The sequence below is a fragment of the Macrococcus bovicus genome, assembly GCF_030376725.1.
In the GTDB taxonomy this organism is placed as follows: Bacteria; Bacillota; Bacilli; order Staphylococcales; family Staphylococcaceae; genus Macrococcus; species Macrococcus bovicus.
In genome coordinates, this window is sequence record NZ_CP128470.1 from 980,779 (window position 1) to 1,004,061 (window position 23,283).

22 protein-coding genes and 2 pseudogenes are annotated in these 23,283 nt (G+C 45.2%); 19 read left to right on the forward strand and 5 right to left on the reverse strand.

Going from position 1 to position 23,283, the window contains the following annotated elements; genetic code table 11:
• Window positions 1-76: 76 nt before the first annotated feature.
• The 9 genes and pseudogenes from QSV55_RS05345 to QSV55_RS05385 all read left to right on the forward strand — a co-directional run bounded on the left by QSV55_RS05345 (window position 77) and on the right by QSV55_RS05385 (window position 9,953).
• On the forward strand, window positions 77-976 hold the full coding sequence (locus QSV55_RS05345) for an alpha/beta fold hydrolase (protein ID WP_289650987.1): 900 nt from the start codon (window positions 77-79) through the stop codon (window positions 974-976).
• The gene (gene miaA, locus QSV55_RS05350; RefSeq protein ID WP_289650988.1) at window positions 969-1,895 is read left to right on the forward strand and encodes a tRNA (adenosine(37)-N6)-dimethylallyltransferase MiaA; all 927 of its coding nucleotides are present in this window, start codon (window positions 969-971) and stop codon (window positions 1,893-1,895) included. The genes QSV55_RS05345 and miaA overlap by 8 nt, the downstream gene beginning before the upstream one ends.
• 14 nt (window positions 1,896-1,909) lie before the next feature.
• Window positions 1,910-3,184 (forward strand): GTPase HflX, encoded by a 1,275-nt coding sequence (hflX, locus tag QSV55_RS05355; protein WP_289651053.1) that lies wholly within the window; start codon window positions 1,910-1,912, stop codon window positions 3,182-3,184.
• Window positions 3,177-4,415 carry a methionine gamma-lyase family protein gene (locus QSV55_RS05360; RefSeq protein ID WP_289650989.1) on the forward strand — a complete coding sequence of 413 codons (1,239 nt, stop codon included), beginning with the start codon at window positions 3,177-3,179 and terminating at the stop codon, window positions 4,413-4,415. The genes hflX and QSV55_RS05360 overlap by 8 nt, the downstream gene beginning before the upstream one ends.
• Before the next feature lie 142 nt (window positions 4,416-4,557).
• Window positions 4,558-4,863 carry a MerR family transcriptional regulator gene (locus QSV55_RS05365; RefSeq protein ID WP_434784214.1) on the forward strand — a complete coding sequence of 102 codons (306 nt, stop codon included), beginning with the start codon at window positions 4,558-4,560 and terminating at the stop codon, window positions 4,861-4,863.
• 18 nt (window positions 4,864-4,881) lie between these two features.
• Window positions 4,882-6,219, forward strand: a complete 1,338-nt coding sequence (gene glnA, locus QSV55_RS05370; RefSeq protein ID WP_133452564.1) for a type I glutamate--ammonia ligase — start codon at window positions 4,882-4,884, stop codon at window positions 6,217-6,219.
• 530 nt (window positions 6,220-6,749) lie between these two features.
• Window positions 6,750-8,228, forward strand: coding sequence for a hypothetical protein (locus tag QSV55_RS05375; protein WP_289650991.1), 1,479 nt, complete (start codon window positions 6,750-6,752; stop codon window positions 8,226-8,228).
• A 101-nt stretch (window positions 8,229-8,329) separates the two neighbouring features.
• Window positions 8,330-9,474 (forward strand): annotated as a pseudogene (locus tag QSV55_RS05380) (IS3 family transposase).
• Between the two features lie 74 nt (window positions 9,475-9,548).
• Entirely contained in the window at window positions 9,549-9,953 is a 405-nt protein-coding gene (locus QSV55_RS05385) for an HIT family protein (protein ID WP_289650992.1), read from the forward strand.
• Between the two features lie 16 nt (window positions 9,954-9,969).
• Here the strand turns inward: QSV55_RS05385 and QSV55_RS05390 are convergent, their stop codons facing one another.
• On the reverse strand, window positions 9,970-10,515 hold the full coding sequence (locus tag QSV55_RS05390; protein WP_289650993.1) for a hypothetical protein: 546 nt from the start codon (window positions 10,513-10,515) through the stop codon (window positions 9,970-9,972).
• Window positions 10,516-10,746: 231 nt separating this feature from the next.
• Here QSV55_RS05390 and QSV55_RS05395 point away from each other — a divergent pair, with 231 nt between their 5' ends.
• From QSV55_RS05395 to QSV55_RS05405, 3 genes are all read left to right on the forward strand, one after another.
• On the forward strand, window positions 10,747-11,232 hold the full coding sequence (locus QSV55_RS05395; protein WP_289650994.1) for an arsinothricin resistance N-acetyltransferase ArsN1 family A: 486 nt from the start codon (window positions 10,747-10,749) through the stop codon (window positions 11,230-11,232).
• Window positions 11,233-11,367: 135 nt separating this feature from the next.
• Window positions 11,368-11,775 (forward strand): MarR family winged helix-turn-helix transcriptional regulator, encoded by a 408-nt coding sequence (locus QSV55_RS05400; RefSeq protein WP_133450545.1) that lies wholly within the window; start codon window positions 11,368-11,370, stop codon window positions 11,773-11,775.
• A gap of 77 nt (window positions 11,776-11,852) precedes the next feature.
• Window positions 11,853-12,884, forward strand: a complete 1,032-nt coding sequence (locus QSV55_RS05405) for a DUF2332 family protein (protein WP_289650995.1) — start codon at window positions 11,853-11,855, stop codon at window positions 12,882-12,884.
• A gap of 22 nt (window positions 12,885-12,906) precedes the next feature.
• Here the strand turns inward: QSV55_RS05405 and QSV55_RS05410 are convergent, their stop codons facing one another.
• Window positions 12,907-14,250 (reverse strand): aspartate kinase, encoded by a 1,344-nt coding sequence (locus QSV55_RS05410; RefSeq protein WP_289650996.1) that lies wholly within the window; start codon window positions 14,248-14,250, stop codon window positions 12,907-12,909.
• A gap of 108 nt (window positions 14,251-14,358) precedes the next feature.
• Here QSV55_RS05410 and QSV55_RS05415 point away from each other — a divergent pair.
• From QSV55_RS05415 to QSV55_RS05430, 4 genes and pseudogenes are all read left to right on the forward strand, one after another.
• A pseudogene (locus QSV55_RS05415) lies at window positions 14,359-15,357 on the forward strand (homoserine dehydrogenase); the annotation flags it as partial.
• Between the two features lie 167 nt (window positions 15,358-15,524).
• On the forward strand, window positions 15,525-16,589 hold the full coding sequence (gene thrC / locus QSV55_RS05420; protein ID WP_289651054.1) for a threonine synthase: 1,065 nt from the start codon (window positions 15,525-15,527) through the stop codon (window positions 16,587-16,589).
• A complete protein-coding gene (gene thrB, locus QSV55_RS05425) occupies window positions 16,586-17,467 on the forward strand; it encodes a homoserine kinase (protein WP_289650998.1) in 882 nt (293 codons plus the stop codon). Before thrC ends, thrB begins: the two co-directional genes overlap by 4 nt.
• Before the next feature lie 18 nt (window positions 17,468-17,485).
• Window positions 17,486-18,292, forward strand: coding sequence for a Cof-type HAD-IIB family hydrolase (locus QSV55_RS05430; protein ID WP_289650999.1), 807 nt, complete (start codon window positions 17,486-17,488; stop codon window positions 18,290-18,292).
• A 6-nt stretch (window positions 18,293-18,298) separates the two neighbouring features.
• On the opposite strand, the gene QSV55_RS05435 is transcribed toward QSV55_RS05430, so the two are convergent.
• On the reverse strand, window positions 18,299-19,153 hold the full coding sequence (locus QSV55_RS05435; protein WP_289651000.1) for an oxidoreductase: 855 nt from the start codon (window positions 19,151-19,153) through the stop codon (window positions 18,299-18,301).
• Window positions 19,154-19,232: 79 nt separating this feature from the next.
• Here QSV55_RS05435 and panB point away from each other — a divergent pair, with 79 nt between their 5' ends.
• Genes panB through panD form a run of 3 tightly spaced genes read left to right on the forward strand, consistent with a single transcriptional unit; the run spans window position 19,233 to window position 21,269 of the window.
• Window positions 19,233-20,042 (forward strand): 3-methyl-2-oxobutanoate hydroxymethyltransferase, encoded by an 810-nt coding sequence (panB, locus tag QSV55_RS05440; RefSeq protein ID WP_289651001.1) that lies wholly within the window; start codon window positions 19,233-19,235, stop codon window positions 20,040-20,042.
• Window positions 20,035-20,889 carry a pantoate--beta-alanine ligase gene (panC, locus tag QSV55_RS05445; RefSeq protein ID WP_289651002.1) on the forward strand — a complete coding sequence of 285 codons (855 nt, stop codon included), beginning with the start codon at window positions 20,035-20,037 and terminating at the stop codon, window positions 20,887-20,889. The genes panB and panC overlap by 8 nt, the downstream gene beginning before the upstream one ends.
• On the forward strand, window positions 20,886-21,269 hold the full coding sequence (gene panD, locus QSV55_RS05450; protein WP_133450555.1) for an aspartate 1-decarboxylase: 384 nt from the start codon (window positions 20,886-20,888) through the stop codon (window positions 21,267-21,269). Before panC ends, panD begins: the two co-directional genes overlap by 4 nt.
• Before the next feature lie 23 nt (window positions 21,270-21,292).
• On the opposite strand, the gene QSV55_RS05455 is transcribed toward panD, so the two are convergent.
• Together QSV55_RS05455 and QSV55_RS05460 are read right to left on the reverse strand one after the other, a co-directional pair.
• Window positions 21,293-21,613 (reverse strand): hypothetical protein, encoded by a 321-nt coding sequence (locus QSV55_RS05455; protein ID WP_133450556.1) that lies wholly within the window; start codon window positions 21,611-21,613, stop codon window positions 21,293-21,295.
• Between the two features lie 70 nt (window positions 21,614-21,683).
• Window positions 21,684-23,129, reverse strand: coding sequence for an amino acid permease (locus tag QSV55_RS05460; RefSeq protein WP_289651003.1), 1,446 nt, complete (start codon window positions 23,127-23,129; stop codon window positions 21,684-21,686).
• Window positions 23,130-23,283 lie beyond the last annotated feature (154 nt).

Genomic DNA, 23,283 nt, shown 5'->3' on the forward strand with positions numbered 1-23,283 from the left:
TAAAGAGGCTGCGGCCTCTTTTTTTATGCGATTAATCACTGAATTAATAGTATAATAGTGCCAAGGAGTGAGATTGATGGAGAAGTTTACAGTTACATTAGCAGATAATCATCAGACAGAAGTCATGACCTTCACACCAGACCATCCGATCGGTACGGTGCAATTTCTGCACGGGATGGCGGAACACATGGACCGTTATCAGGATTTAGGTCAGTATTTTAAGGCACGCGGCTATAAAGTCATCATGCATAATCACGTCGGCCACGGCGGTCTGGTTCAAGATGATGAGAAAGGTCATTTCGACAGCATGCAGCAATTAGTGCAGCACAGCGCGGAAATTCTTGAGACATTCAAAGTCCCTGACAGACCGGTCGTCCTGATCGGTCACTCTATGGGATCGGTAGTGGCGAGACGCTACGTGACGATGTATCCCGAACACTTTGCGGCACTTATCCTGAGCGGGACGAGCTACTTTGATGCAAAAATGGCGGCAGCCCTACAGCTCCTCAGAGGAATGATCGCAGTCAACGGTAAAGATCATAAAGGGGACTTTGCCAATAAGGTGACGCTTAAGCAGTTCAACAGGAAGTTCAGACCGCTGAAAACACCGTCCGACTGGTTAAGTGCAGATCCTGAGAAAGTGCAGCGGTTTATTGACGATCCGCTCACCGGCTTCAATATGTCGCTGAATGCCTATAAGGAAATTTTAAAATCGCTGAAACTGACGCAGCAGAAACGCCAGCTGAAGAGAATGAATAAGCACATGCCGATTCTCCTCGTGTCAGGAAAAGAGGATGCCTTCTCAAACTTTGGTAAAGGCATCGATCGTCTAGGTCACCTCTACAAGGAAGCAGGCATCGAGCATGTCACAGTGCAGCTCTACAGCCATTCACGGCATGAAGTGCTGCTGGAATCCAATCAGACTGAAGTCATGGAGCGTATGGCACGCTGGCTGGAACAGGTGAGCCATGACTAAGATTCCACTGGTCATCATTGTCGGTCCGACTGCTGTCGGAAAAACGGCGCTCAGTATTGAACTGGCGAAGCGTATCAACGGGGAGGTTATCAGTGGTGATGCGATTCAAGTCTACCGTGGCATGGATATCGGCTCAGCTAAAATAACGACCGAGGAGACAGAGGGTGTCCCCCATCACCTGATTGATATTTTAGAGCCGGACGAGAGCTATTCTGCTGCCGCCTTTAAAAAAATGGCTGAAGCCCTGATTGAAGAGGTCCATGCACGGGGTCATATTCCGATGATTGTCGGCGGTACCGGGCTATATGTTCAGTCAGTCATCTATGACTACGGTTTTTCAGATGAGAACCCGGCCGAGACTCAGAAGTATGAAAAACAGTTTGAAGCCCTGTCTCCGGCAGAACGGTATACTTTATTGCAGCAGTCAGACCCGGCAGCAGCAGACGAGATTCATCCTCACAATCAGCAGAGAGTGCTCCGCGCGCTTGTCTATTATCACGTACACGGTCAGTCGATCACTCAGCAGTCAAGAAGTGCAGCGCTGGCAGAACAGTATGATGTGACATTAGTCGGCCTGAATATGGAGCGGCGTCATTTGTATGACCGCATCAATCAGCGCGTGGATAAGATGGTGGAAGCAGGACTGATTGAAGAGGTCACACGACTCAAAGAAGCGGGTTATGGACACTCCCGTAGTATGACCGCAATCGGCTATAAAGAAATCATCAGCTATTTAAACGGCAATCTGACATTGGAAGAGGCGTTGACACAGCTGAAACAGAATTCCCGTCGTTTCGCTAAACGTCAGCTGACCTGGTTCAGAAATCAGCTCAGTTTGACGTGGTATGATACTGAACAGCAGACAACCGAGGAGATTGTGACAGATATCATCAGAAGAATGGCAGAAAATGAGGTGTGAGCTTGAAATCAAAAATGAATGAAACTAAAAAAGCGCGCGAACGTGCTATCATTCTTGCTGTGCAGCTGAAGTCTCAGGATGATTTTGAATTCAGTGAGTCTCTGAACGAAATCAGTTCATTATGTGAGACAGCTGGCCTGGATGTAGAAGCGCAGTATACCCAGAACAGAGAGCGCTCAGACAGCGCGACTTATTTAGGTAAAGGACGTATAGAAGAGATCCTTGAACAGAGAGAACGTGAGGATATTGAGTTTGATGTCATCATTGTCAATGATGAACTGACGACCAGCCAGTCGAAACATCTGGCGGAAGCATTCGATGTTAAGGTCATTGACCGGACGCAGCTGATTCTCGATATCTTCGCTCAGCGTGCCCGGTCTCGTGAAGGTCAGCTGCAGGTGGAGCTCGCACAGAATGAATATCTGCTGCCGCGGCTGTCCGGACACGGCGTCAGCCTGTCAAGGCTGGGCGGAGGGATCGGGACGAGAGGTCCAGGGGAGACAAAGCTCGAGACCAATCGCCGGCATATCAGGTCGCGTATCCATGACATCAAGGTTCAGCTGGAAGAAATCAAGAAGCACCGGGCACGATACCGTGAGAACCGACGGAAACATGAGGTCTTCCAGGTTGCGCTAGTAGGCTATACCAACGCGGGGAAGTCTTCCTGGTTCAATCAGCTGACTGACAGTGAGACATTCGAAGAGAATCTACTCTTTGCGACACTCGATCCGAAGTCCAAACTGATGACGGTTAATGACGGCTTCCAAGTCCTGCTGTCAGATACAGTAGGCTTCATCCAGCACCTGCCGACTCATCTTGTTGAGGCCTTCAGTTCGACGCTGGAAGAAGCGAAATATGCGGATATCCTGATTCATGTGGTAGACCGCAGTCATCCGAATTACAGCGGCCATATAGAAACGGTGCAGACACTTCTGAAGTCACTGGATATGAGCCATATTCCCGTCCTGACCTTGCTGAATAAGCGTGACCTTTTAAGCGAGCAGCCGGTAGAGAATACATTCGATACTCGCTATGTGACGTCACGTAGCGCCGCTGATGTGGCAGAGGTCAAGAAGACATTAAGTGACTTCATCCAGACACAGTTCACCCCCTATGACACTAAACTTGGAGCTGACAGCGGTAAAATCATCAGTCAGCTCAAACAGGAGACACTTGTCGAATCCATTGAATTTGATGAGCAGACAGAACAATATGCGGTGAAGGGATATGCACGGGATAACAGCAGCATTGTCGGCAGAATAACGGAAAAGAGAGAGAGTCATGAATGAATTAATTAAAGAGATAGAACAGAAGATCAGACCGATCCATGAAGAGATTGAAGCACGCGCACTCAGCAATCAGGAGAAGGTGCTGAGTGCCTTTCAGGCGCAGCAGATTGCTGAAAGTGATCTTATCGGTACCTTCGGCTACGGGTATGATGACACGGGACGTGATCAGCTTGAAGCCCTTTATGCCAGGGTCTTTAAAGCAGAGGACGCGATTGTCCGTCCGCAGGTGATTTCAGGTACACATGCGATCACCCTCGCTTTGTCCAGCCATCTGAAATATGGAGATGAACTCCTCTATATTACAGGTGAACCGTATGACACACTACTAGAAGTCATCGGCGTGAACGGCAACGGTATCGGCTCCCTCATAGAGAACGGGGTCACGTACCGGACTGTCGACCTGAAAGACGGGGACATCGATTTAGAAGCGGTGATGGCGACTGTGACAGCAGAGACGAAAGTCATCGCCATTCAGCGTTCAAAAGGATATGCCTCCCGGCCATCATTAACTATCCGTCAGCTGGAGACAGCTATTCAGGCTATCAAAGAAAAGTTCCCGGACAAGATCATTTTTGTCGATAACTGTTACGGGGAGTTTGTAGAAGAACGGGAACCGATAGAAGTAGGCGCAGACCTGATCGCCGGCTCTCTCATCAAGAACCCGGGCGGAGGTATCTGCAAGATAGGCGGCTATATAGCTGGACGTCAGGCGCTCATTGAACGGATCGGCTACAGACTGACAGCGCCTGGAATCGGTAAAGAGGCAGGCGCATCCTTATACAGCCTGCATGAGATGTATCAGGGATTTTTCCTGGCGCCTCATGTCGTCAGTCAGAGCTTGAAAGGGGCTGTATTTACAGCGGCGCTCCTGGAAGAGCTGGGGATGACGACGAGTCCGAGATTCGACGATGTACGCACGGATTTAATCCAGTCAGTCACTTTTAATGACGCCGAGAAAATGATCACTTTCTGTCAGGCTATCCAGAGTGCGAGTCCGATCAATTCCAGATTTGCGCCGATGCCTGCCTATATGCCGGGGTACGAAGATGATGTCATCATGGCAGCGGGCACATTCATTCAAGGTGCCTCAATCGAACTGACAGCTGACGGTCCGCTGCGTGCGCCTTATGAGGCGTATGTCCAGGGCGGACTGACTTATGAGCACGTCAAACTCGCTATCATCAGCGCAGTGAAAACCATGCAGGAGAAAGGGATTCTCTCTGCCAGATAACCGATCATAAAATCCATGTCAGCTTTCCTGACATGGATTTGTTTTCTGAAAAAAAGTATGTTAGATTATAACCATGCAAGGAGGAGATGCCGTGTCAGATCGATTAAGAAGACAACTGCCCGTGTTTCCGATCAGCGTTGTCATGAAACTGACGGAGCTTACTGCCCGCCAGATTCGTTATTATGAAACGCATGACCTTGTAGCACCACAGCGGACAGAAGGCAACCAGCGATTATTTTCGATGAATGATTTAGACAGACTGCTGGAGATCAAACTGCTGCTTGAAAAAGGCTTCAACATCAAAGGAATCAAGCAGATCATGCTTGAGGAAAACAAGGATCTGTCGAAGGATGAACAGAAATTAAGAGAGAGTCTATATGATGACATCTTTAAACCGACCGGCAGAGTTCCACTTAACCGCGGGGATTTATCAAGATTTTATCAATAAAAAACATTGGAGGCTATTATGGCTAAATTTACGAGAGAAGATATCATCCGTTTTGCAAATGAAGAGAATGTACGATTCTTACGTCTGCAGTTTACAGACATTCTGGGGACCATCAAGAACGTAGAGATTCCAGTCAGCCAGCTTGAAAAAGCACTCGACAACGAAATGATGTTCGATGGTTCGTCAATCGAAGGTTTTGTCCGTATCGAGGAATCAGATATGAAACTTTATCCTGACCTTGATACATGGGTGATCTTCCCGTGGACTTCAGACAAAGGTAAAGTGGCACGTCTCATCTGTGATATCCATAAACCGGACGGCACGCCCTTCTCTGGCGACCCACGTGCGAACTTAAAACGTGTCTTAAAAGAAATGGAAGAAATGGGCTTTACAGACTTCAACTTAGGACCGGAACCTGAATTCTTCTTATTCAAACTGGATGAAAAAGGCGAACCGACAACTGAACTGAATGATAATGGGGGTTATTTCGACCTAGCACCGACTGACCTCGGTGAGAACTGCCGCCGTGATATCGTGCTTGAATTAGAAGACATGGGCTTTGACATCGAAGCGTCTCACCACGAAGTAGCGCCAGGTCAGCACGAAATCGACTTCAAATATGCCGATGCGGTCACTGCATGTGATAACATTCAGACATTCAAATTAGTAGTCAAAACAATCGCTCGTAAACATAACCTTCATGCGACATTCATGCCGAAACCTGTATTCGGTTTAAGCGGATCAGGTATGCACTTCAACGTTTCACTCTTCAAAGGACCGAAAGAGAATGCATTTTACGATCCAAATGGTGACATGGAATTATCAGATGATGCACGTCACTTCATCGCAGGGATTATGAAACATGCAAGAGGATTTACAGCGGTATGTAACCCATTGGTCAACTCATACAAACGATTAGTACCAGGGTACGAAGCACCTGTGTACATCGCATGGAGTGGACAGAACCGTTCACCACTTGTCCGTATTCCAGCATCACGTGGTATCTCAACGCGTGTAGAAGTACGTTCAGTAGACCCAGCAGCGAACCCATATATGGCGCTTGCGACGATTCTGCAAGCAGGACTTGACGGAATTAAGAACAAATTAGAAGCACCAGCACCAGTGGATCAGAACATCTATGAAATGAACCGTGAAGAGAGAGAAGCGGTCGGTATCGAAGATCTTCCATCAACCCTGTATACAGCCATCAAAGCGATGAAAGAAGACGGCGCAATGAAAGAAGCATTAGGCGAACATATTTACCGTCAGTTCATCAATTCAAAAACAATTGAATGGGATATGTATCGTATGCAAGTAAGTGAATGGGAGAAAGAGCAGTACCTGAAACAATATTAAGAGCTGAAAACCCCGAAACGACAAGGTTTCGGGGTTTCTTTTATTATATACTTTGGTGACAATCTGATTTTAATGATAAACCAATCAACCTTGAAAAGAGGGTTGCATCTACTTTGAAAGGTTCTATATCGGCAGCAGCATATATAGGGATTGCAGCTGCAAGAATAAGTGAGGACATCTTCATGTATTTATATCGCGACTGGTGTCTTTGACTTTTAGAAGATAACAATTTATTTGATTCATCAATCATTCGTTGATGTTGGCCTCGATTTTCACGTTGCACCACAATTCTGAAATAGCTGAACTGTGAATCTAGTGATCATCTAGAGTGGTTATTTATTGCCTTGATTTTGAATGATAGCATCTGATTCTTGTGCTCATTGATTGTGTAACTCTTGAGAAATCTTTCCATTGCATATATAGAGCATGTGAATCATTTATTTTAATAATTTTTCCCTCACGATTTTCATAAACGAATGTTAAAATAAGAACTAATAGATAAAGTTGATTGAATTAAGGGAAGTGATGTTTTGAATAAGTTTAAGATTAACCGGTACGGTGAGATTAATGTCTTCAGCAACTCGGTTGAGTATGTTTCACCGCTTGAGAATTTTAAGGATATCTATACGAACAAGGAGAAGCTGATGGAGGACTACCAGGCGTTCTCCCGTGATTTCAATCATGATCATGTATTCTGCCGGATTACTCGTTTTAATGACTGGGGTAAATATATTTCATTTGATTATTTTCTGCAGGATGCGACGATGTATTCTGAAATCCGCAATGATGATTTTATGACACAGCTTGAACTGTTCTCTTCACTGACCGATGTGGCAGAGTTTCAGGACCAGCATCAGGTACGTGTACTTTGGGACTTAAACAACTTTGTTATTGCGCATCATAAAGATGAGAAGGATAGAGTGAAAGCTGTCCTGCATAACTTTGGAGATCTAGTCGTCTATGATGATACAACACCTCTAAATGGACTGAAGCGTCTGATTATTCTGGGTCTCACTCATCTGCAGACAGGCGATGTCAAGCCGCTTAAATCTGATTTTATTCACCAGGATGAGGATGTTTTCCAGTTTGCTGATGAAGTTCTGCGTGCGAAAGATATTCAGTCTATTCGCCATAGTATCACTGCACGTCTCAGCCAATCTAAAGGGATGGGTGCTGTGCCGGTGAAAAGGACTGTAGCCAGTGGTTCCGGTCGTAAGCCTTTGCGTTATCTATTAATGACATTAGCCGCACTGCTGGTGATGGCTGGCGCCTTCTTCCTATATCAGAACCTGTCAGAGAAGACAAAGGAATCTGAAGCACTGAATCAGCAGCTGAAGCAGCAGCAGAGAGTGAATGATATTTTCAGTGAATACATCAGCGGAGATCATCAGCAGGCTAAAAAACAGATGGCGTCTTTAAAGTATGACGAGCTGAACAGTGATAAACAGCGCGCCATTTATCTTAAGTGGCTGGTTGAGGACCAGCAGTATAAGAAAGCACTCAGTCTGGATAAAGAAGCGGTGTACTTGATCGGTCCGGAGATTAATCAGAATAATCAACCGGCAATTAAGGCGCTTGCGAAAGAACAGGACAATGACGTCCTCAACTTCTATCTCGCCAGCAGAGAAGGTCGATACGATGAAGTCATCAAGTTGCGTGACAAGGTTGATTTAAAAGAGCGCTCTGCCGCAAATGAACTCGTTAAAGCGTATGTGTTAACTGATCAGATGGAGAAACTGAATGACGTCAATGATAAAGAGCATCTTCTGTCAGTAAAAGAGCATTATAGACCATATCAAAAATCTCTGGAAAAGGCACAGACTCAGTATGATGATAAGCGGGAAGAGATTAAATCTCTGAAAAAGCTGCCGAAGAAGAAAGCCAGTCAAGCAAAAGCGAAAAAACAGTTAGCACAGGCACGGAAAGAACTGGAAGATTTAAGAAGTCAACTTGCGGAAGAAAAAACGAAGATTGCCAGTATCAAGGTGACGGACCTAAAAGAAAAATAGACACTCGGCAGCCATAGAATCAAGGTAAATCGTCTACACTTAGTTGGACAATTTCTATGTGAATAGATATTGTTAATCTAAGAAAGTAGGCGATTTTATTTATGTCACGAGAAAGAAGAAGCTTCAGTCCTGAATTCAAGTTACAGATGGTCAAACTTTATGAGAATGGTAAACCTAGAAATGAAATTGTACGTGAATATGAGCTGACGCCTTCGGCATTAGGAAAATGAATCAAACAGCATCAATATACCGGGTCATTTCAGCACAATGACAATCTGAGCGATGAAGAGAAAGAACTGAAAAAATTACGTAAAGAGAACCAGCAGCTGAAGATGGAGAACGACATTTTAAAGCAAGCAGCGCTGATCATGGGACGAAGATAGCCGTCATTCGTGAGAATGCCGAGAAATATTCAGTATCAGCAATGTGTAAAGTCCTGCAGATTCCCAGAAGCACCTACTATTATGAAGTGAATAAGCTGACTGACAGAGAAAAAGAGCATCCCGACGGAGATGTCACTGAGAAAATCATTCAGATCTTCAATACAAACCGGCATTGTTTTGGCACGAGAAGAATCAAGATTCATTTAGAAAAACAGGGACTTAAGGTTTCTAGGAGACGGATTGGCCGTATCATGAAAAACCAGAATCTTGTCTCCACCTATACATCCTTGCGTTACAGAGCCTTTCCGGCTCAGTCAAATGAACGTCATATCACTAATGCTCTAGGCAGAGCATTCCATAGAGAAAGGCCGATGGAAGTGCTTGTGAGCGACCTGACATATGTAAAGGTGGCAGGAAAATGGCATTACATATGTCTGTTTATTGATCTCTTTAACCGTGAAATAGTCGGTTACAGTGCAGGACGCCGGAAAGATAGTTGTCTCGTTTCAGTGGCTCTCAGCACCATCAGGCATGATCTGAGGGAGGTACAGATGTTTCATACCGACAGAGGAAAAGAATTTGATAATCATCTCATTAATGAAGTGCTTGATACCTTCGGTATTCAGAGATCGTTGAGTATGAAAGGGTGTCCGTATGATAATGCGGTTGCTGAAACAACTTTTAAAGCGGTGAAGACCGAATTTATTAATCAATTTCACTTTCTTTCTCTCAATCATTTGAATATTGAACTTTTTGATTATGTGAACTGGTATAACAATGTCAGACCGCACGGTGCGTTGAATGATCTAACTCCGAAGGAATATAAAGAAATGTTCTATAAAAACTGTCCAATATTATGTTGACAGACCACGACTTTTCCTGGGACACTTACCTCTAAAGTATAGGATTCTATGGCTGTCATTAATGGAGGGATTATATGAATTCAGAAACATGTATTTTCTGTCACCATCTTAAGAAAGAACAAATTCTTATGACATCACATTACTTTAAAGTCGTCTTTGATATTGATCCAATCCAGTATGGGCATTTACTGATTATATCCAAGCGTCATGTCATGAATTATTGTGACCTTTTAACAGAAGAAGTATCAGATATAGCAGATTTACAGAAGGAATTAATCACTCTGCTGGAAAGGGAAGTAGGGATAGGTGTGACGGTCGTTTTTAACAATGGAAAAATGATGGATCAGAACACACATTTTCATGTTCATCTTATTCCCAGATATGTGAAAGATAATTTCTGGAACGGGATTCATGTTGAAAAGCATGACTCTCAAATTACTCGTAGGATTGAGATGCTATTAAAAAAAGACCGCAGATGATTAATCTGCAGTCCGGTTAATGTTCTGATACTTTATAGAGTGCTTTTTGACCGTTTATATCAAATAGAGGACCGACTTCTACGTCAAACTGTTTAATCTCTGGATTCAATCTGAATGACTGGCTCACTTCAGCTGTGTCACCCGGTTGAATCATTGCTGACTTATCAGAAGAAAGGGCATAGGCATCTGCCGTTTTACCTTGATAATAAATTGTCGCGCTTTGACCCGCATAGTAGGGTGCAGCTGATGTGTTTTTGACGGTATAGTAGACGGTCACAATATCATCAGGCAGACTCGCATCCTCTTCCTGTGCTGCTTTCACTTTCGTTAATGTGAAAGTCAGATTATGGATTGCTCTGCTTTCCCCGATTGCAGCCGCGTCTGCCAGAGATTCGTGAGGTAACTGTTCGGGTCCATTAATGACGCTGTCCATTTCCTGTTCGATGTTATAGACAGTATGGTTGATGGATTTCTCAAAGGCATGAGCTTGTGTTGTGTGACTGAGTGCTGACAGCAAGAGAGCTGACGTCAGTACTGAACCTGCTATGATTTTATTGTTCATATCAATTCCGGCTTTCTGTATAAGATGATTTCTGAAAGAGCTGGGTCTTCCAGAAGAATAGTCCTATTATAAGACCAGAATCTTAAATGACCAAGCAATCTGCTTCATGAAAATATTAAAGTTTTGTAAGCAGTAATAAGATTTATATTTACTCTATTTTGTAATTTACAGTATGAGGTGTGAGATATAAAATAATCTTAGCAGTAATCTAACATGAAGTGAGGCACATCATTGAATATCAGACCAGGAGAACTAAGAGACCTTTCGGCTATTACCGCTATATATAATCAAGGCATAGAGGATGGAATAGCGACACTTGAAGTAAGAGGAAAAACAGAAGAGGAAGTGCGCCTGTGGTTGTTCGACCGCTCGGAACGCTATACCAAATTAGTGATTGAAGATGAGGGTATGGTTGTGGGCTGGACAGCTTTACAGCCTTATCGTTACCGGGCTGCCTATGAAGGTGTTGCGGAACTTTCTATCTATATTGATCGCAATCAAAGAGGAAAAGGAATTGGTCGCCAGCTGCTCAGCGCTCTCGAAAAAAGTGCTCAGGCCAATCATTTTCATAAAATGATGCTGATGGTGCTGGAGGTTAATGAAGCAGCGCATCAACTCTATCTGAAATGTGGCTTCAGAGATATTGGCATCTTTGAAAACCATGGGTACCAGAACGGACAATACTATAACGTCAGAATTATGGAGAAACTCATTTAAAGCATACGTTCGTATGCTTTTTTATTTCACTTTCGTTAATAGGGTAAATTATAATGTATTGATTTAATAGCATTTGTTATATATTCTATAAGTGTTTATAATATAAGTAGATATATAAAAGAAGAGGTCGATTTGATGAGTGAAGGATTATTAGCAATAAAAAATCTGCAGACATTGCAGTCTGAATGGACGGCCTTAAGCCGTCAAATATTGAAGGGTTATGATATCACATACCCCCAGTTCAGAGTATTAAACGGCATGCATATATTAGAGGCTTCAGGCAGAAGAATGACTCAGTCCATGATCAGTGAACAGACAGGGATAGATGTGATGACACTTTCAACGATTCTCCGAAATCTTGAAAGTCGGCGACTCATCAGAAGACAGGACTCACGTTCTGACACTCGTGCGAAGAATGTCTATTTAACATCTATGGGTCTCAGTCTTATTGAGGAGATGGAGCCAATCATTGAACAGGCGGCTGAAAGTTTTTTTGATGATTTTTCATATGACTTAAAAACTCAACTTTGTCAACTTTTTTAATCCACTTTTCTTTATTTTAATACGCTTTTATAGTATGATTACTCTTCAATAAACAGCCGATAGGAGAACAAACCATCATGGCTTTAAAATATAAGGAAATCATGCTAGCCTACAGCAATGCTGTTGAAGAGAAAAGTCCTTTATACCATCAACTGGGGCAGCATATGGCAGAAGATAAAGAGATGAAGGGGCTGCTTAGCCCGTTTACAGGCAATAAACAGTTCATCCCGCTCTTCATGTCTGCCGTCTTAAGCACTTTATACGCTACAGAACATGAGCTGAGAAACTATTACTTAAACTTTTCGGAGCATCCTCTGGAAATGGATGCCCGTGGTTTTGAAGTCTATAAGTCATTTGTCACCTCGCATTTAGATGAAATCATGATTCTTGCCCGCAGCGGTGATCTGAAGAAAAATATCGTCGAACGCTCTGCACTGTTGATTCCTATCTTTCACTATATGATGGAGCAATCTGAGCGTGAGAGTTTTAACGTGATTGAATTAGGGACGAAAGCAGGGCTGCTCCTTAATTATGACTGGTATGGTTATACGTTTAACAAGAATCATAAAGTGGGTCACACAGAAGATATTAATATCAAGATGAAGATCAAAGGCTACCCGCATGACACATTAAGACCGCTGACACATCCACGTCTGAAATACGGCCTGTCATCTGATGTTATACGGATAGAAGAGGAAGAGGCTTTTAACTGGATGATGAGTTTATTCTATCCGGAAGAAGTCAAGCGTCGCCATAATCTGAAGAAGGCACGTGATATCTTTCTGGCGCATCCTGTCGAACTGCTTGAAGGTGATGAGCTGGATTTACTGGAGAAGACTTTGATGATTATGCCGGATGATGAACCGGTCGTCATATTTCATATCCATCATACGAAGAACTGGTCTGACGAAAAAAAAATAGCCCTCCTTGAGCTGATTCAGCGCTATTCAGCAACGAAGGAGATCTATCATATTCATCATCAGCTGTTCGGACAGGACATTTTTATAGATTACACACATAATAAAGTCATCAAACGAGAGAAACTGGCTCATCTTGAACTGGACAAAATGAAAATAGAGTGGCTGCTCGGACAGCCGCTCGTACTTTAAGACACCTCACGAGGTGTCTTTTTTAATGGAAAAATGCCTCATAGACAGCCTTGACTGCTGTCTCTGCCTGATTGGCATCTAGACCGAACATCATAGAAATCTCTGATGAACCTTGATTGATCATCTTCAGGTTGACCTGCTGCCGGCTGAGGGCAGCAGTCGCTTTGTTAGCAGTGCCGACAGCCGTCTTCATCCCTTCACCGACAATCATCAAAATGGCCAGATCTTCCTCCACATCGATTTCATCGACGCTGAGTTCCTGCTGGATTCTGCTGATCAGCGCTGTCAGTTTGCCTGTTAACTGATGACTTCTGAGGACGATGCTGATGTTATCAATACCGGATGGCATATGATCGTAAGAGATTTGCATCTCTTCCAGTATCGTCAGTAATTTCCGTGTGAAGCCTATTTCTCTGTTCATCAGATATTTCTTCATATTGATGCTCGTAAAGCCCGTATCACAGCTGACCCCTACAACCCCCGTGGATGCATGGGCTGACACTATACGGGTGCCGGGTGCTGCCGGGTCATTTGTATTTTTGATGACGACAGGTATACCGGTGTGAATGAGCGGCGCTACAGCCTCATCATGAAAGACCTTGAAACCGGCATAGGAAAGTTCCCGCATTTCATCATAGGTGAGTTCATCTATCTTTTTCGGCTGACGGATAATCATCGGACTTGCACTGTAGATGCCGCTGACATCTGTAAAGTTTTCATAGAGTTCAGCGTTCATGGCCCGTGAGATGATTGCACCTGTCAAATCTGAGCCGCCGCGTGAGAAAGTGATGATTTCTTTTGTCTCTGAATAGCCGAAGAAACCGGGGACGATGATTTTTTCATGATAGCTGCTTAGACGTTCACGGATCGTCTCGTAGCTATCCGGCAGTATCATGGCATTACCGGGTTGATCAGTCACCATGAGTCCGATGTCCAGCGGTGATAAGTAGCGGGTAGGGACGCCTTGCTCAACATTATACTGAGCGATGAGCTGTGCATTAAAATTTTCTCCGCATGATTTGAGCGCATCCAGAAGGTAGAGAGGCCTGTCACGAAGCGAGACGATGATGTGAGTCAGTTCTGTCCTTATCTGATACTTGATAGAGTGTCTGAGCTTAAGTTCTTCCTCAATTTCCTCAAACCGTTCTATCACCGCTTCCAGCTGACTTGAGCAGTCTCGGCCCGCCATTACTGCCTGATAGATCTGGATCAGCAGGTCAGTCACTTTCGTGTCTTTGTCATTTCTTTTACCTGGCGCTGACACGATGATGATATTCCTGTCAGGGTCTTGGTTGACGATATTCAAAATCTTTTTAATCTGCTCTGCACTGCTGACAGAAGAGCCGCCGAATTTACATATTTTCATGTGAAACCTTCTTTCCACTTGATTAGTCTATAGTTTCAGTTATACTATAACTAACAATCCATTACAAGTGGACAATTGTTTTTACTGAAAGTACAAAGGAGTTTTGTGATGATTAATATAGCGATATTAGGAATGGGTACAGTCGGCAGTGGTGTCATCAGAATATTGGAGCAGAATCAGCAGCAACTGAAGGACTGCATGCAGACAGAACTGAATATTAAGCATATCTATGTGAAGAATGTCAATAAGCAACGTGAGGTGGACCTGTCTCCTTATCATCTGACAGATAATATTGATGATATCCTGGCCGATGATCTTGATATAGTAATTGAGGTCATGGGCGGTATAGAACCGACTATTTCCTATATCCGTCATTTCCTGAACAGGGGCGTCCATGTTGTGACCGCTAACAAGGATATGCTGGCCGCGCACCTGGAGGAGCTTGAGACCTTGGCGGCTGAACGGCAAGCCGCTTTGAAATATGAAGCAAGCGTGGCGGGAGGCATCCCGATTGTTAATGCCATCAACAACGGCCTGAATGCGAATGCCATCCATCATTTTATGGGCATCTTTAATGGGACGTCTAACTTTATTCTAAGCAAAATGACGCACGATAATCTGTCATTTGAAGAAGCGCTGCAGCTTGCAACTGAAAGAGGTTTTGCTGAAGCGGATCCGACAGCTGATGTCGACGGTATCGATGCACAGCGTAAAGTGGTGATTACGAGTTATCTCGCCTTCAACGCATTTATCCAGTTAGAGGACTGTGACGTCACAGGCATACGTGACGTCAGTCTCAGAGATATCAAGCTCGCTCAAGCACTCGGTTACCGGATTAAACTGATAGGACAGGCCTCGTATGACGGTGGACATGTCCAGGCCTCTGTTAAGCCGTGTCTGCTGAGCGACAAGCATCAGCTCGCGCATGTTGAAAATGAATATAATGCGATCTATGTCGACGGGGATGCTGTAGGCGATACGATGTTCTATGGACGCGGGGCAGGGAGCCTTGCGACGGGCAGTGCTGTAGTCAGTGACCTCATGTATGTGATCAGTCAGCTGGAGACGAAGAAACATACACTGCCGCCGCATTTTACGCTCGGTAAATGTCAGCAGCAACCCGGTAGACGTTATGTGGTCATCAGCAAGCAGAAGATTGGACTGTCCGGACCATGCGCTCAGTACGAGGACCATTATGCCTACGAAGTGAATGAGGCTGAACTGAAGCAGCTGAATCAGCCGGAGTTGAAAATTTATCAGATTGAAGGTGCAGAATAATGAGATGGCAAGGGTTATTACACGCATATAAGGAATTTCTTCCAGTTACAGAAAAAACACCGTTACTGACGCTGAATGAGGGCAATACCCCGCTGATTCATCTGCCTTATTTATCTGAACAGCTGAATATTGAGCTGTATGCGAAGTACGAGGGGGCCAATCCGACGGGTTCATTCAAGGACCGCGGCATGGTCATGGCTGTAGCTAAAGCCAAGGAGGCAGGGCGCAAGGTTGTCATCTGCGCCTCTACCGGCAATACGTCTGCCGCTGCCGCTGCATATGCTGCACGAGCTGGCCTGAAGACGATAGTCGTTATTCCTGAAGGCAAGATAGCACTCGGTAAACTGGCGCAGGCGATGATATACGGGGCCGATATTGTCTCTATAAAAGGGAACTTTGATGAAGCGCTGAATATTGTGCGTAGAGTTGCGGACAAGAGTGAGGATATTGAGCTCGTCAATTCAGTCAATCCTTACCGCATTGAGGGTCAGAAGACGGCGGCATTCGAGATTGTCGACCAGCTCGGCAGCGCACCGGATGTGCTGGCCATTCCAGTCGGTAACGCCGGCAATATCACGGCCTACTGGCAAGGATTTAATGAATATCATGAGCAGAAAGGGTCTGCGCTGCCGAAAATGTACGGCTTTCAGGCAGAGGGGGCATCACCTATTGTGCAGAATAAAGTCATCGCACAGCCGGAGACAGTAGCAACAGCGATCCGTATCGGTAACCCAGCAAGCTGGCAGCGTGCTGTTGAAGCGCGTGATTCATCTGAAGGGCTGATCGACAGTGTGACGGATGACGAGATATTAGCTGCCTACCAGCTGATGACAACAAAAGAAGGTGTTTTTGCAGAGCCTGCGAGTAATGCATCTATCGCCGGCCTTCTTAAACTTCATGAACAAGGTAAACTTGCAGGCGGTCAGAAAGTCGTAGCGGTGCTGACAGGAAACGGCCTGAAAGATCCTCAGACTGCAATCCATCAGGTCGAGCGAGTCCCTGCTGTCCTGGAGAACGACGAAGAAGCGATTATCCGCTTTATAGAAGGACAGTTATCATGATCCGGATACGTGTGCCTGCATCGACTGCGAACCTCGGACCTGGATTTGATTCGTTAGGAATGGCACTCAACCTCTATCTCGATATCACAGCTGAGCGAGCAGAGCACTGGCACTTTGAACATCATGGGGACAAACTGGTCTCATTACCAATAGATGAGACCCATTTTATCGCCCGGCAGGTCACTCAGTTCTGTCGCATGCTGAACGTGGAGCCGTTCTGTCTGCATGTCAAGATGACGTCAGAGATTCCTCTGGCGCGTGGCCTCGGCAGCTCTGGCACGGCTCTGATCGCCAGCCTCCTTCTGGTCAATCATTACGGCCGGCTGAATCTAAGCAGGCAGACGCTGGTTGATATTCTTACAGAGGAAGAGGGACATCCTGACAATGTCGTTCCGTCATTAGTAGGGGGTGTCATTGCCGGCTGTTATGACCGTGAGACATGCCGCTACATGACACTGCCTGCCATAGAGTGGCCGCTCTACCTTGTTATACCGCCCTACGAACTGAAGACAGATGAGGCAAGACAGGCACTGCCGCGCACGCTTCCGTTCGCTGAAGCGGTAGAGGCAAGTGCCATCTCCAATGTCCTGGTCGCCGCCCTTGCCGGGAAAGATTATCAGCTGGCAGGGCAGCTGATAATGCAGGACCGCTTCCATGAACCTTATCGTGCCGCACTGATCCAGGATTATCAGGCCGTCAAAAGCGTGGTGCAGGATAAAGGCAGCCTCTTTATCAGTGGTGCAGGTTCTACGCTGTTTGTAATGGGTAGACCTGACTCTCCGGAGCTGGGAGCATTATTGACTGCTGCGCTGCCGCATTGTATTGTCAGGGCCGTCTCGGTTGATACAACCGGGGCCATCTGTGCTAAGATAAGGTAAAACCCTAGGAGTGACATAATGTATAAACTGATTGCACTGGATATGGATGACACACTGATGACTTCAGAAAATGTGATTTCTGACCGGACCAGAGAGGCGCTGATCCAAGCGCAGGCTGCAGGTGTCAAAGTCATGCTGGCATCGGGCCGGCCGACTTCAGGTATGACGAAAGCCGCGAAGGAACTGGAGCTTGATAAACGAGAATCATTTATTCTGAGCTTTAACGGCGCTGTTCTGACCCGGATGAAGGATATGACCGTTGTTAAGGAGAAACCTCTTTCGAAGTCTCAGTTCGACGCGGTCTATGATTACTGCAAAAAGCATGGCTTCTTTATTCTGACCTATATGGATGACACAATTGTCTATGAAGGTCACCATCCTTATATGAATGTAGAGCATGAGTTGACCGGTCTGCCGATGAAAGAGGTTCAGAACTTAAAGGATTATGTACAAGGCAATGTACCAAAAGCAATGGCGGTGGATTTTGAGGAGAGGATTGCGGCTGCTGACCGTGAGCTTGATGGTCGTCTTAATGACGATATTCATGCGACGACTTCTAAACCCTTCTTCCTTGAGTTTATGGCTATGGGTGTTTCTAAAGGTGTGGCATTGAATGCATTTGCTGAATCACAGGGCATACAACCGCACGAAGTCATGGCTTTCGGAGACAGTGATAATGATAAGGATATGCTGGAGTTTGCAGGGCTTGGCGTCGCGATGGGCAATGCCAAGGACAGCATCAAGCAGATTGCAGATGTTGTCACAGGCGACCATAATCATGATGGTATTGCAGATATCATTGACCGATATATATTAAAACACTAGAGAATTCTAGTGTTTTTTATATTGATAGGCCGATAAGAGCGTACAGCAAGTATCCAGTACTGGTGTCGTCAGATGATAAAGACGCGCCAGCCTGTAGAATTCACCCTGGATAAAGTCATATTCCAGCTGGCGGCCCTCCAGCATGTCATAGTACATACTAGTGCCCATTTCAGGCGGATAGCCGTCGTAGATAGCCATGATCTCATCAACAACCTCATGTGTGAATGATTCACCGTGGGTATTGGCTATTAATATGCCTTCCTCCAGCAATGTCTGCACTAAATCTCTTACCTGTGATAATTCCAGGATCTGAGCGGTATTCTTGGACAGGGCAGTCACCGTATTGATACCCAGATTGACGAGCATCTTATACCAGATAATCGTCAGCTGGCTGGAACTGATCTCAATGACAAGTGCTGTATCACTGAGGGCCTGCTTAAGCTGGCGCATCAGCGGATGGTCTGGCAGAACCAGTTTCTTGTCACGGAAATGCTTGACTCGTAGCCCGTTTTTCTCTCCGCTGATATAGACGGCAGCCTGGAAAGAGGACGCCATATCGAACTGAGAGAGCTGGCCGATACCATTCTGACAGACGATGATGACTGTATGGTCATGACACATTTTGTTTAACGCGCTTTTGATTTCAGCGATACGAGTTGCTTTGACAGCTACAAAAATGTAGTCAAACTTCTCCTGGTTGACGACGAGTGACGTCACATTCAGTTTCACCTGCTGCGGCAGTGAGAGGATGATCTGCTGTTCCTGGCGACCAAAAAGACGGACATTTTTGCCGGCACTTTTCAGCTCGTGTGCAATGACACTGCCGACAGCGCCATTACCGATGACTGCGAAATTAGTCATAATAAGCTCCTTATGGTTATAGTCTTTTCACTTATACTTGATTATAATAAATTATCCATGTGAGAAGGAAGTGGTCATATTGAAAAAATTGAAAGATTTAATGACAATGAAACAAGAGAGTATCAAAATCTCTATGATGACAGCTTATGATTATCCGAGTGCAAGACAAGTAGAGGAAGCGGGCATTGATATTATCCTAGTCGGAGACAGTCTAGGGATGACAGTACTCGGCTATGACAGTACAGTCTATGTCACACTTGATGATATGATCCATCACGCTAAAGCTGCAAGGCGAGGTGCACCTGATACCTATATGGTAGTCGACATGCCATTTGGTAGTGTCGGTATCAGTGATGAACAGGATATGAAGTGTGCCATCACATTATACAGTGAGACAAAGGCAGAGGCCATCAAGATAGAAGGCGCTCATCTGGAATTGATTGAGAAATGCAGGCTGATTGGCATACCGGTCGTTTCTCATCTTGGTCTGACGCCGCAGAGTGTCGGCATCACGGGCTACAGTGTGCATGGGAAGTCGAAAGAAGCAGCAGAGCAGTTGATTCAGGATGCCCTGGCCGTTGAGCGTGCAGGTGCTGTAATGCTGGTTTTAGAGGCGATACCAAGTGATCTCGCCGCTCATATCGCTGAACGACTGAAGATTCCAGTGATTGGCATAGGGGCAGGAGTAGAGACGGATGGTCAAGTATTGGTCTATCATGATGTTCTGCAGTATGGTACAGAACGCAAGCCGAAATTTGTCAAGATATACGGAGACTTCCGACCAGGTATTGAGGCATTAAAGACTTACCATGAGGAAGTAAGAGCAGAAAGATTTCCGAGTGAAGAATATATTTACAAAGTACAGATAATGGAGAAGAATAATGACTGAAATAATTAGAACAGTTAAAGACATGACTGCCATCAGTCGTCGACTCAGAGCGCAGGGGCGTTCAATTGGTTTTGTGCCGACGATGGGCGCTCTGCATGAAGGTCATGAGGCACTGATGAAAAAGGCGCGTCATGAAAATGATATCGTTGTGATCAGTGTCTTCGTTAATCCACTGCAGTTCGGACCGAATGAGGATTATGATGCTTATCCGAGACAGCTGGACCTGGATCTCGCTGTTGCAGAATCTGCTGGCATCGATTATCTTTTTCATCCCGAAGCCGAGGAGATGTATCCAGAGCCGGCAGCGGTCACGCTGCATGTAGGCGCTTTAGCCGATGTCCTGGAAGGTGCAAAACGTCCGGGCCATTTTGACGGTGTGGTCACAGTGGTCAATAAACTTTTCAATATAGTTAGACCTTCTGCTGCTTACTTCGGCAGGAAGGATGCCCAGCAGCTTGCTATCATTGAAGCGATGGTCAGAGACTTCAATCATGATATAGAAATTGTCGGTGTAGAGATTATCCGGGAGAAGGACGGATTAGCTAAAAGCTCACGGAATGTCTATCTGACAGATACCGAACGGCAGGAAGCGGCTCATCTGTCAGAAAGTCTTGAAATGGCCCGACAGCTAATCACTGAAGGTACAAGAGATTCAAAAGTAATTGAAGCAGCCATCGAAAGTTACTTGAATGAACACACTAACGGCATTGTAGATGAAGTAGCTGTCTACCGGTACCCTGAACTGACAGAGACCGAGAAGATTGACGGACAGTGTTTTATATCTCTTGCAGTTAAATTCAGTCACGCACGTTTAATAGACAATATAATAATAGGAGAATCAGAATGAACAGAACGATGATGCATGGTAAAATCCACCGTGCAAGAGTAACACAGGCAGATCTGAACTATGTCGGCAGCATCACAATAGATGCAGATATACTTGATGCAGTGGATATCTTGCCGAATGAAAAGGTCGCTATCGTTAATAACAATAACGGTGCCCGCCTTGAAACCTATGTGATAGCTGGAGAAAGAGGCAGTGGTGTCATCTGTCTGAACGGTGCTGCAGCAAGGCTCGTTCAAGTAGGCGATATTGTCATCATCATGAATTATGTCCAGTTAACGACTGAAGAAGCGCGTCTACATCATCCTAAAGTCGCTGTCCTGAATGAACATAATCAGATTGTTGAAATGATTGAAGAAAAAGAGGCAACCATCATTCTATAAAGAAAATAAGAGGCCATGGCCTCTTATTTACTCGTATGGGTCCATTCGTCACCAGGATGACGATGACGTTTTGTATGCGCATAAATGTGATCAGCAGCATAATCTTCATTCGTATAGACGGTGATATCAAAAAATGCCTGATCGGTGTCGAACGGTTCATTTAAGTACTGGTCCTTAAGATGCTCAAAAAGACGTTTCATCGCTGTATGATCAAGGCTCGGGTATTCCCTCAGAATCTTCTTGATCAGCTGGCCCTTCTTGTTGTAGACACCTTGAACAACAATAACAAACGTCTCATTCTCCTTCATCACGTCATCAAAAATATTAATCTGTCCGATAGCCATAGGAATCCTCCTTGTTAGCGTTTTCTTTATTATAACTGAAAAGCAGGGAACTGACATCAGTTCCCTGCTTTTATTGATTCATATGATGTTTAGAGAGGTCAATTTCATGAAGCGGAATCACTTTTGTTTTACGCACCGTTTTATAGATGAGATATGAGCCGACCGCAATAAGAATCGGGAGGACTGACTCAACCAGTTTCGGCCAGTTGAGCGCCATGATATCAGCGGATGACTGACCGATCAGCAGGAATAGCACAGTGCCGATGACCACGATATCGCCCAAAGGATGAAGCGGTGCTTGGTAACTGAGCAGCCCATTGATATCTTTATGCTGCGCCTTAATGGCAGCACGCAGTCTGAAGTGACTGAGGACACTGATAGCCCAGACGATGAGCACGAGCGTACCCAGCATGTTCAGCAGTTTGGAATAGCCGCCCATGTCGATATGTGCATAGATGATGGTCATGATGATTAAGGCTGTGGTTAACAGCAGCGCGTTAAACGGCATATTGCGTTTATTCAGTCTGCCGAGAAAAGCAGGTGCCTGTTTGTCCTGACTGAGAGAATAAAGCAGACGGCTCGTCGCATACAGCCCGGAGTTACCGGCAGAAAGCACGGCGGTCAAGATGACTGCGTTCATGATAGATGCCGCAAATAAAATACCGATTTTCTCGAATATCAGCGTGAACGGACTCATGGCAACATCAGATGCCTCGTTTAGGAGTCTCGGGTCCGTATAAGGAAGAAGGGCGCCGATAACGAAAATCGAACCGATGTAGAAGATCAGGATACGCCAGAAGACTTGCTTGATCGCTTTAGGCATCGATTCCTGTGGATTGTCTGATTCCCCAGCCGTCACTGCGACGACTTCAGTGCCGCCAAACGAGAAGCCCGCAACGACCAGAACGCCCAGTAATCCAAGCGTCCCGTTGACAAACGGTGCATCGCCGACTGTAAAGTTCTTTAGACCTACCGGCTCTCCGCCGATGATACCGAATATCATCAGGACACCCATGATCAGGAAGAGAATAATCGTCAATACTTTAACAAATGAGAACCAGTATTCTGCCTCACCGAATGATTTAACGGAGAAGGCGTTCAGCAGGAATAACAGGGCTAAAAAGACAAAACACCAGACGAGTGAGCTGACGCCACTGAATGTATCCCAGTATGACAGGACTTTCGCTGCTGTGATGATATCTATACTTGCTACCAGTGACCAGATGATCCAGTACATCCAACCGACAGTGAAGCCGGCAGCTGGATCGATAAACCGCTGCGCATATGCACTGAAAGAACCTGAGACAGGATAAAAAGTAGCGAGTTCTCCGAGAGAGGTCATCAAGAAATAAATCATGATACCGATCAGCATGTAGGCGATCAATGCACCTCCAGGACCTGCCTGGCTGACAATGGCGCCGCTCGCCATAAAGAGGCCGGTACCGATTGATCCGCCAATGGCAATCATTGAAATATGGCGGGTTTTTAAATCTCTATCCATTTGTTTCTGTTCCATTCCATTCACTTCCTTCTTTCAACTATGTTTCAAATTGTATAATGTTAGAGACGATTTATCAAGCAAAAGTTTTAACGCTTAAAAACTTAAACGCGTTAAAGCGAAATAAAATATGTTATCGCCCTTGCATTCTTGCTAAAAGGAGGCTAGTATA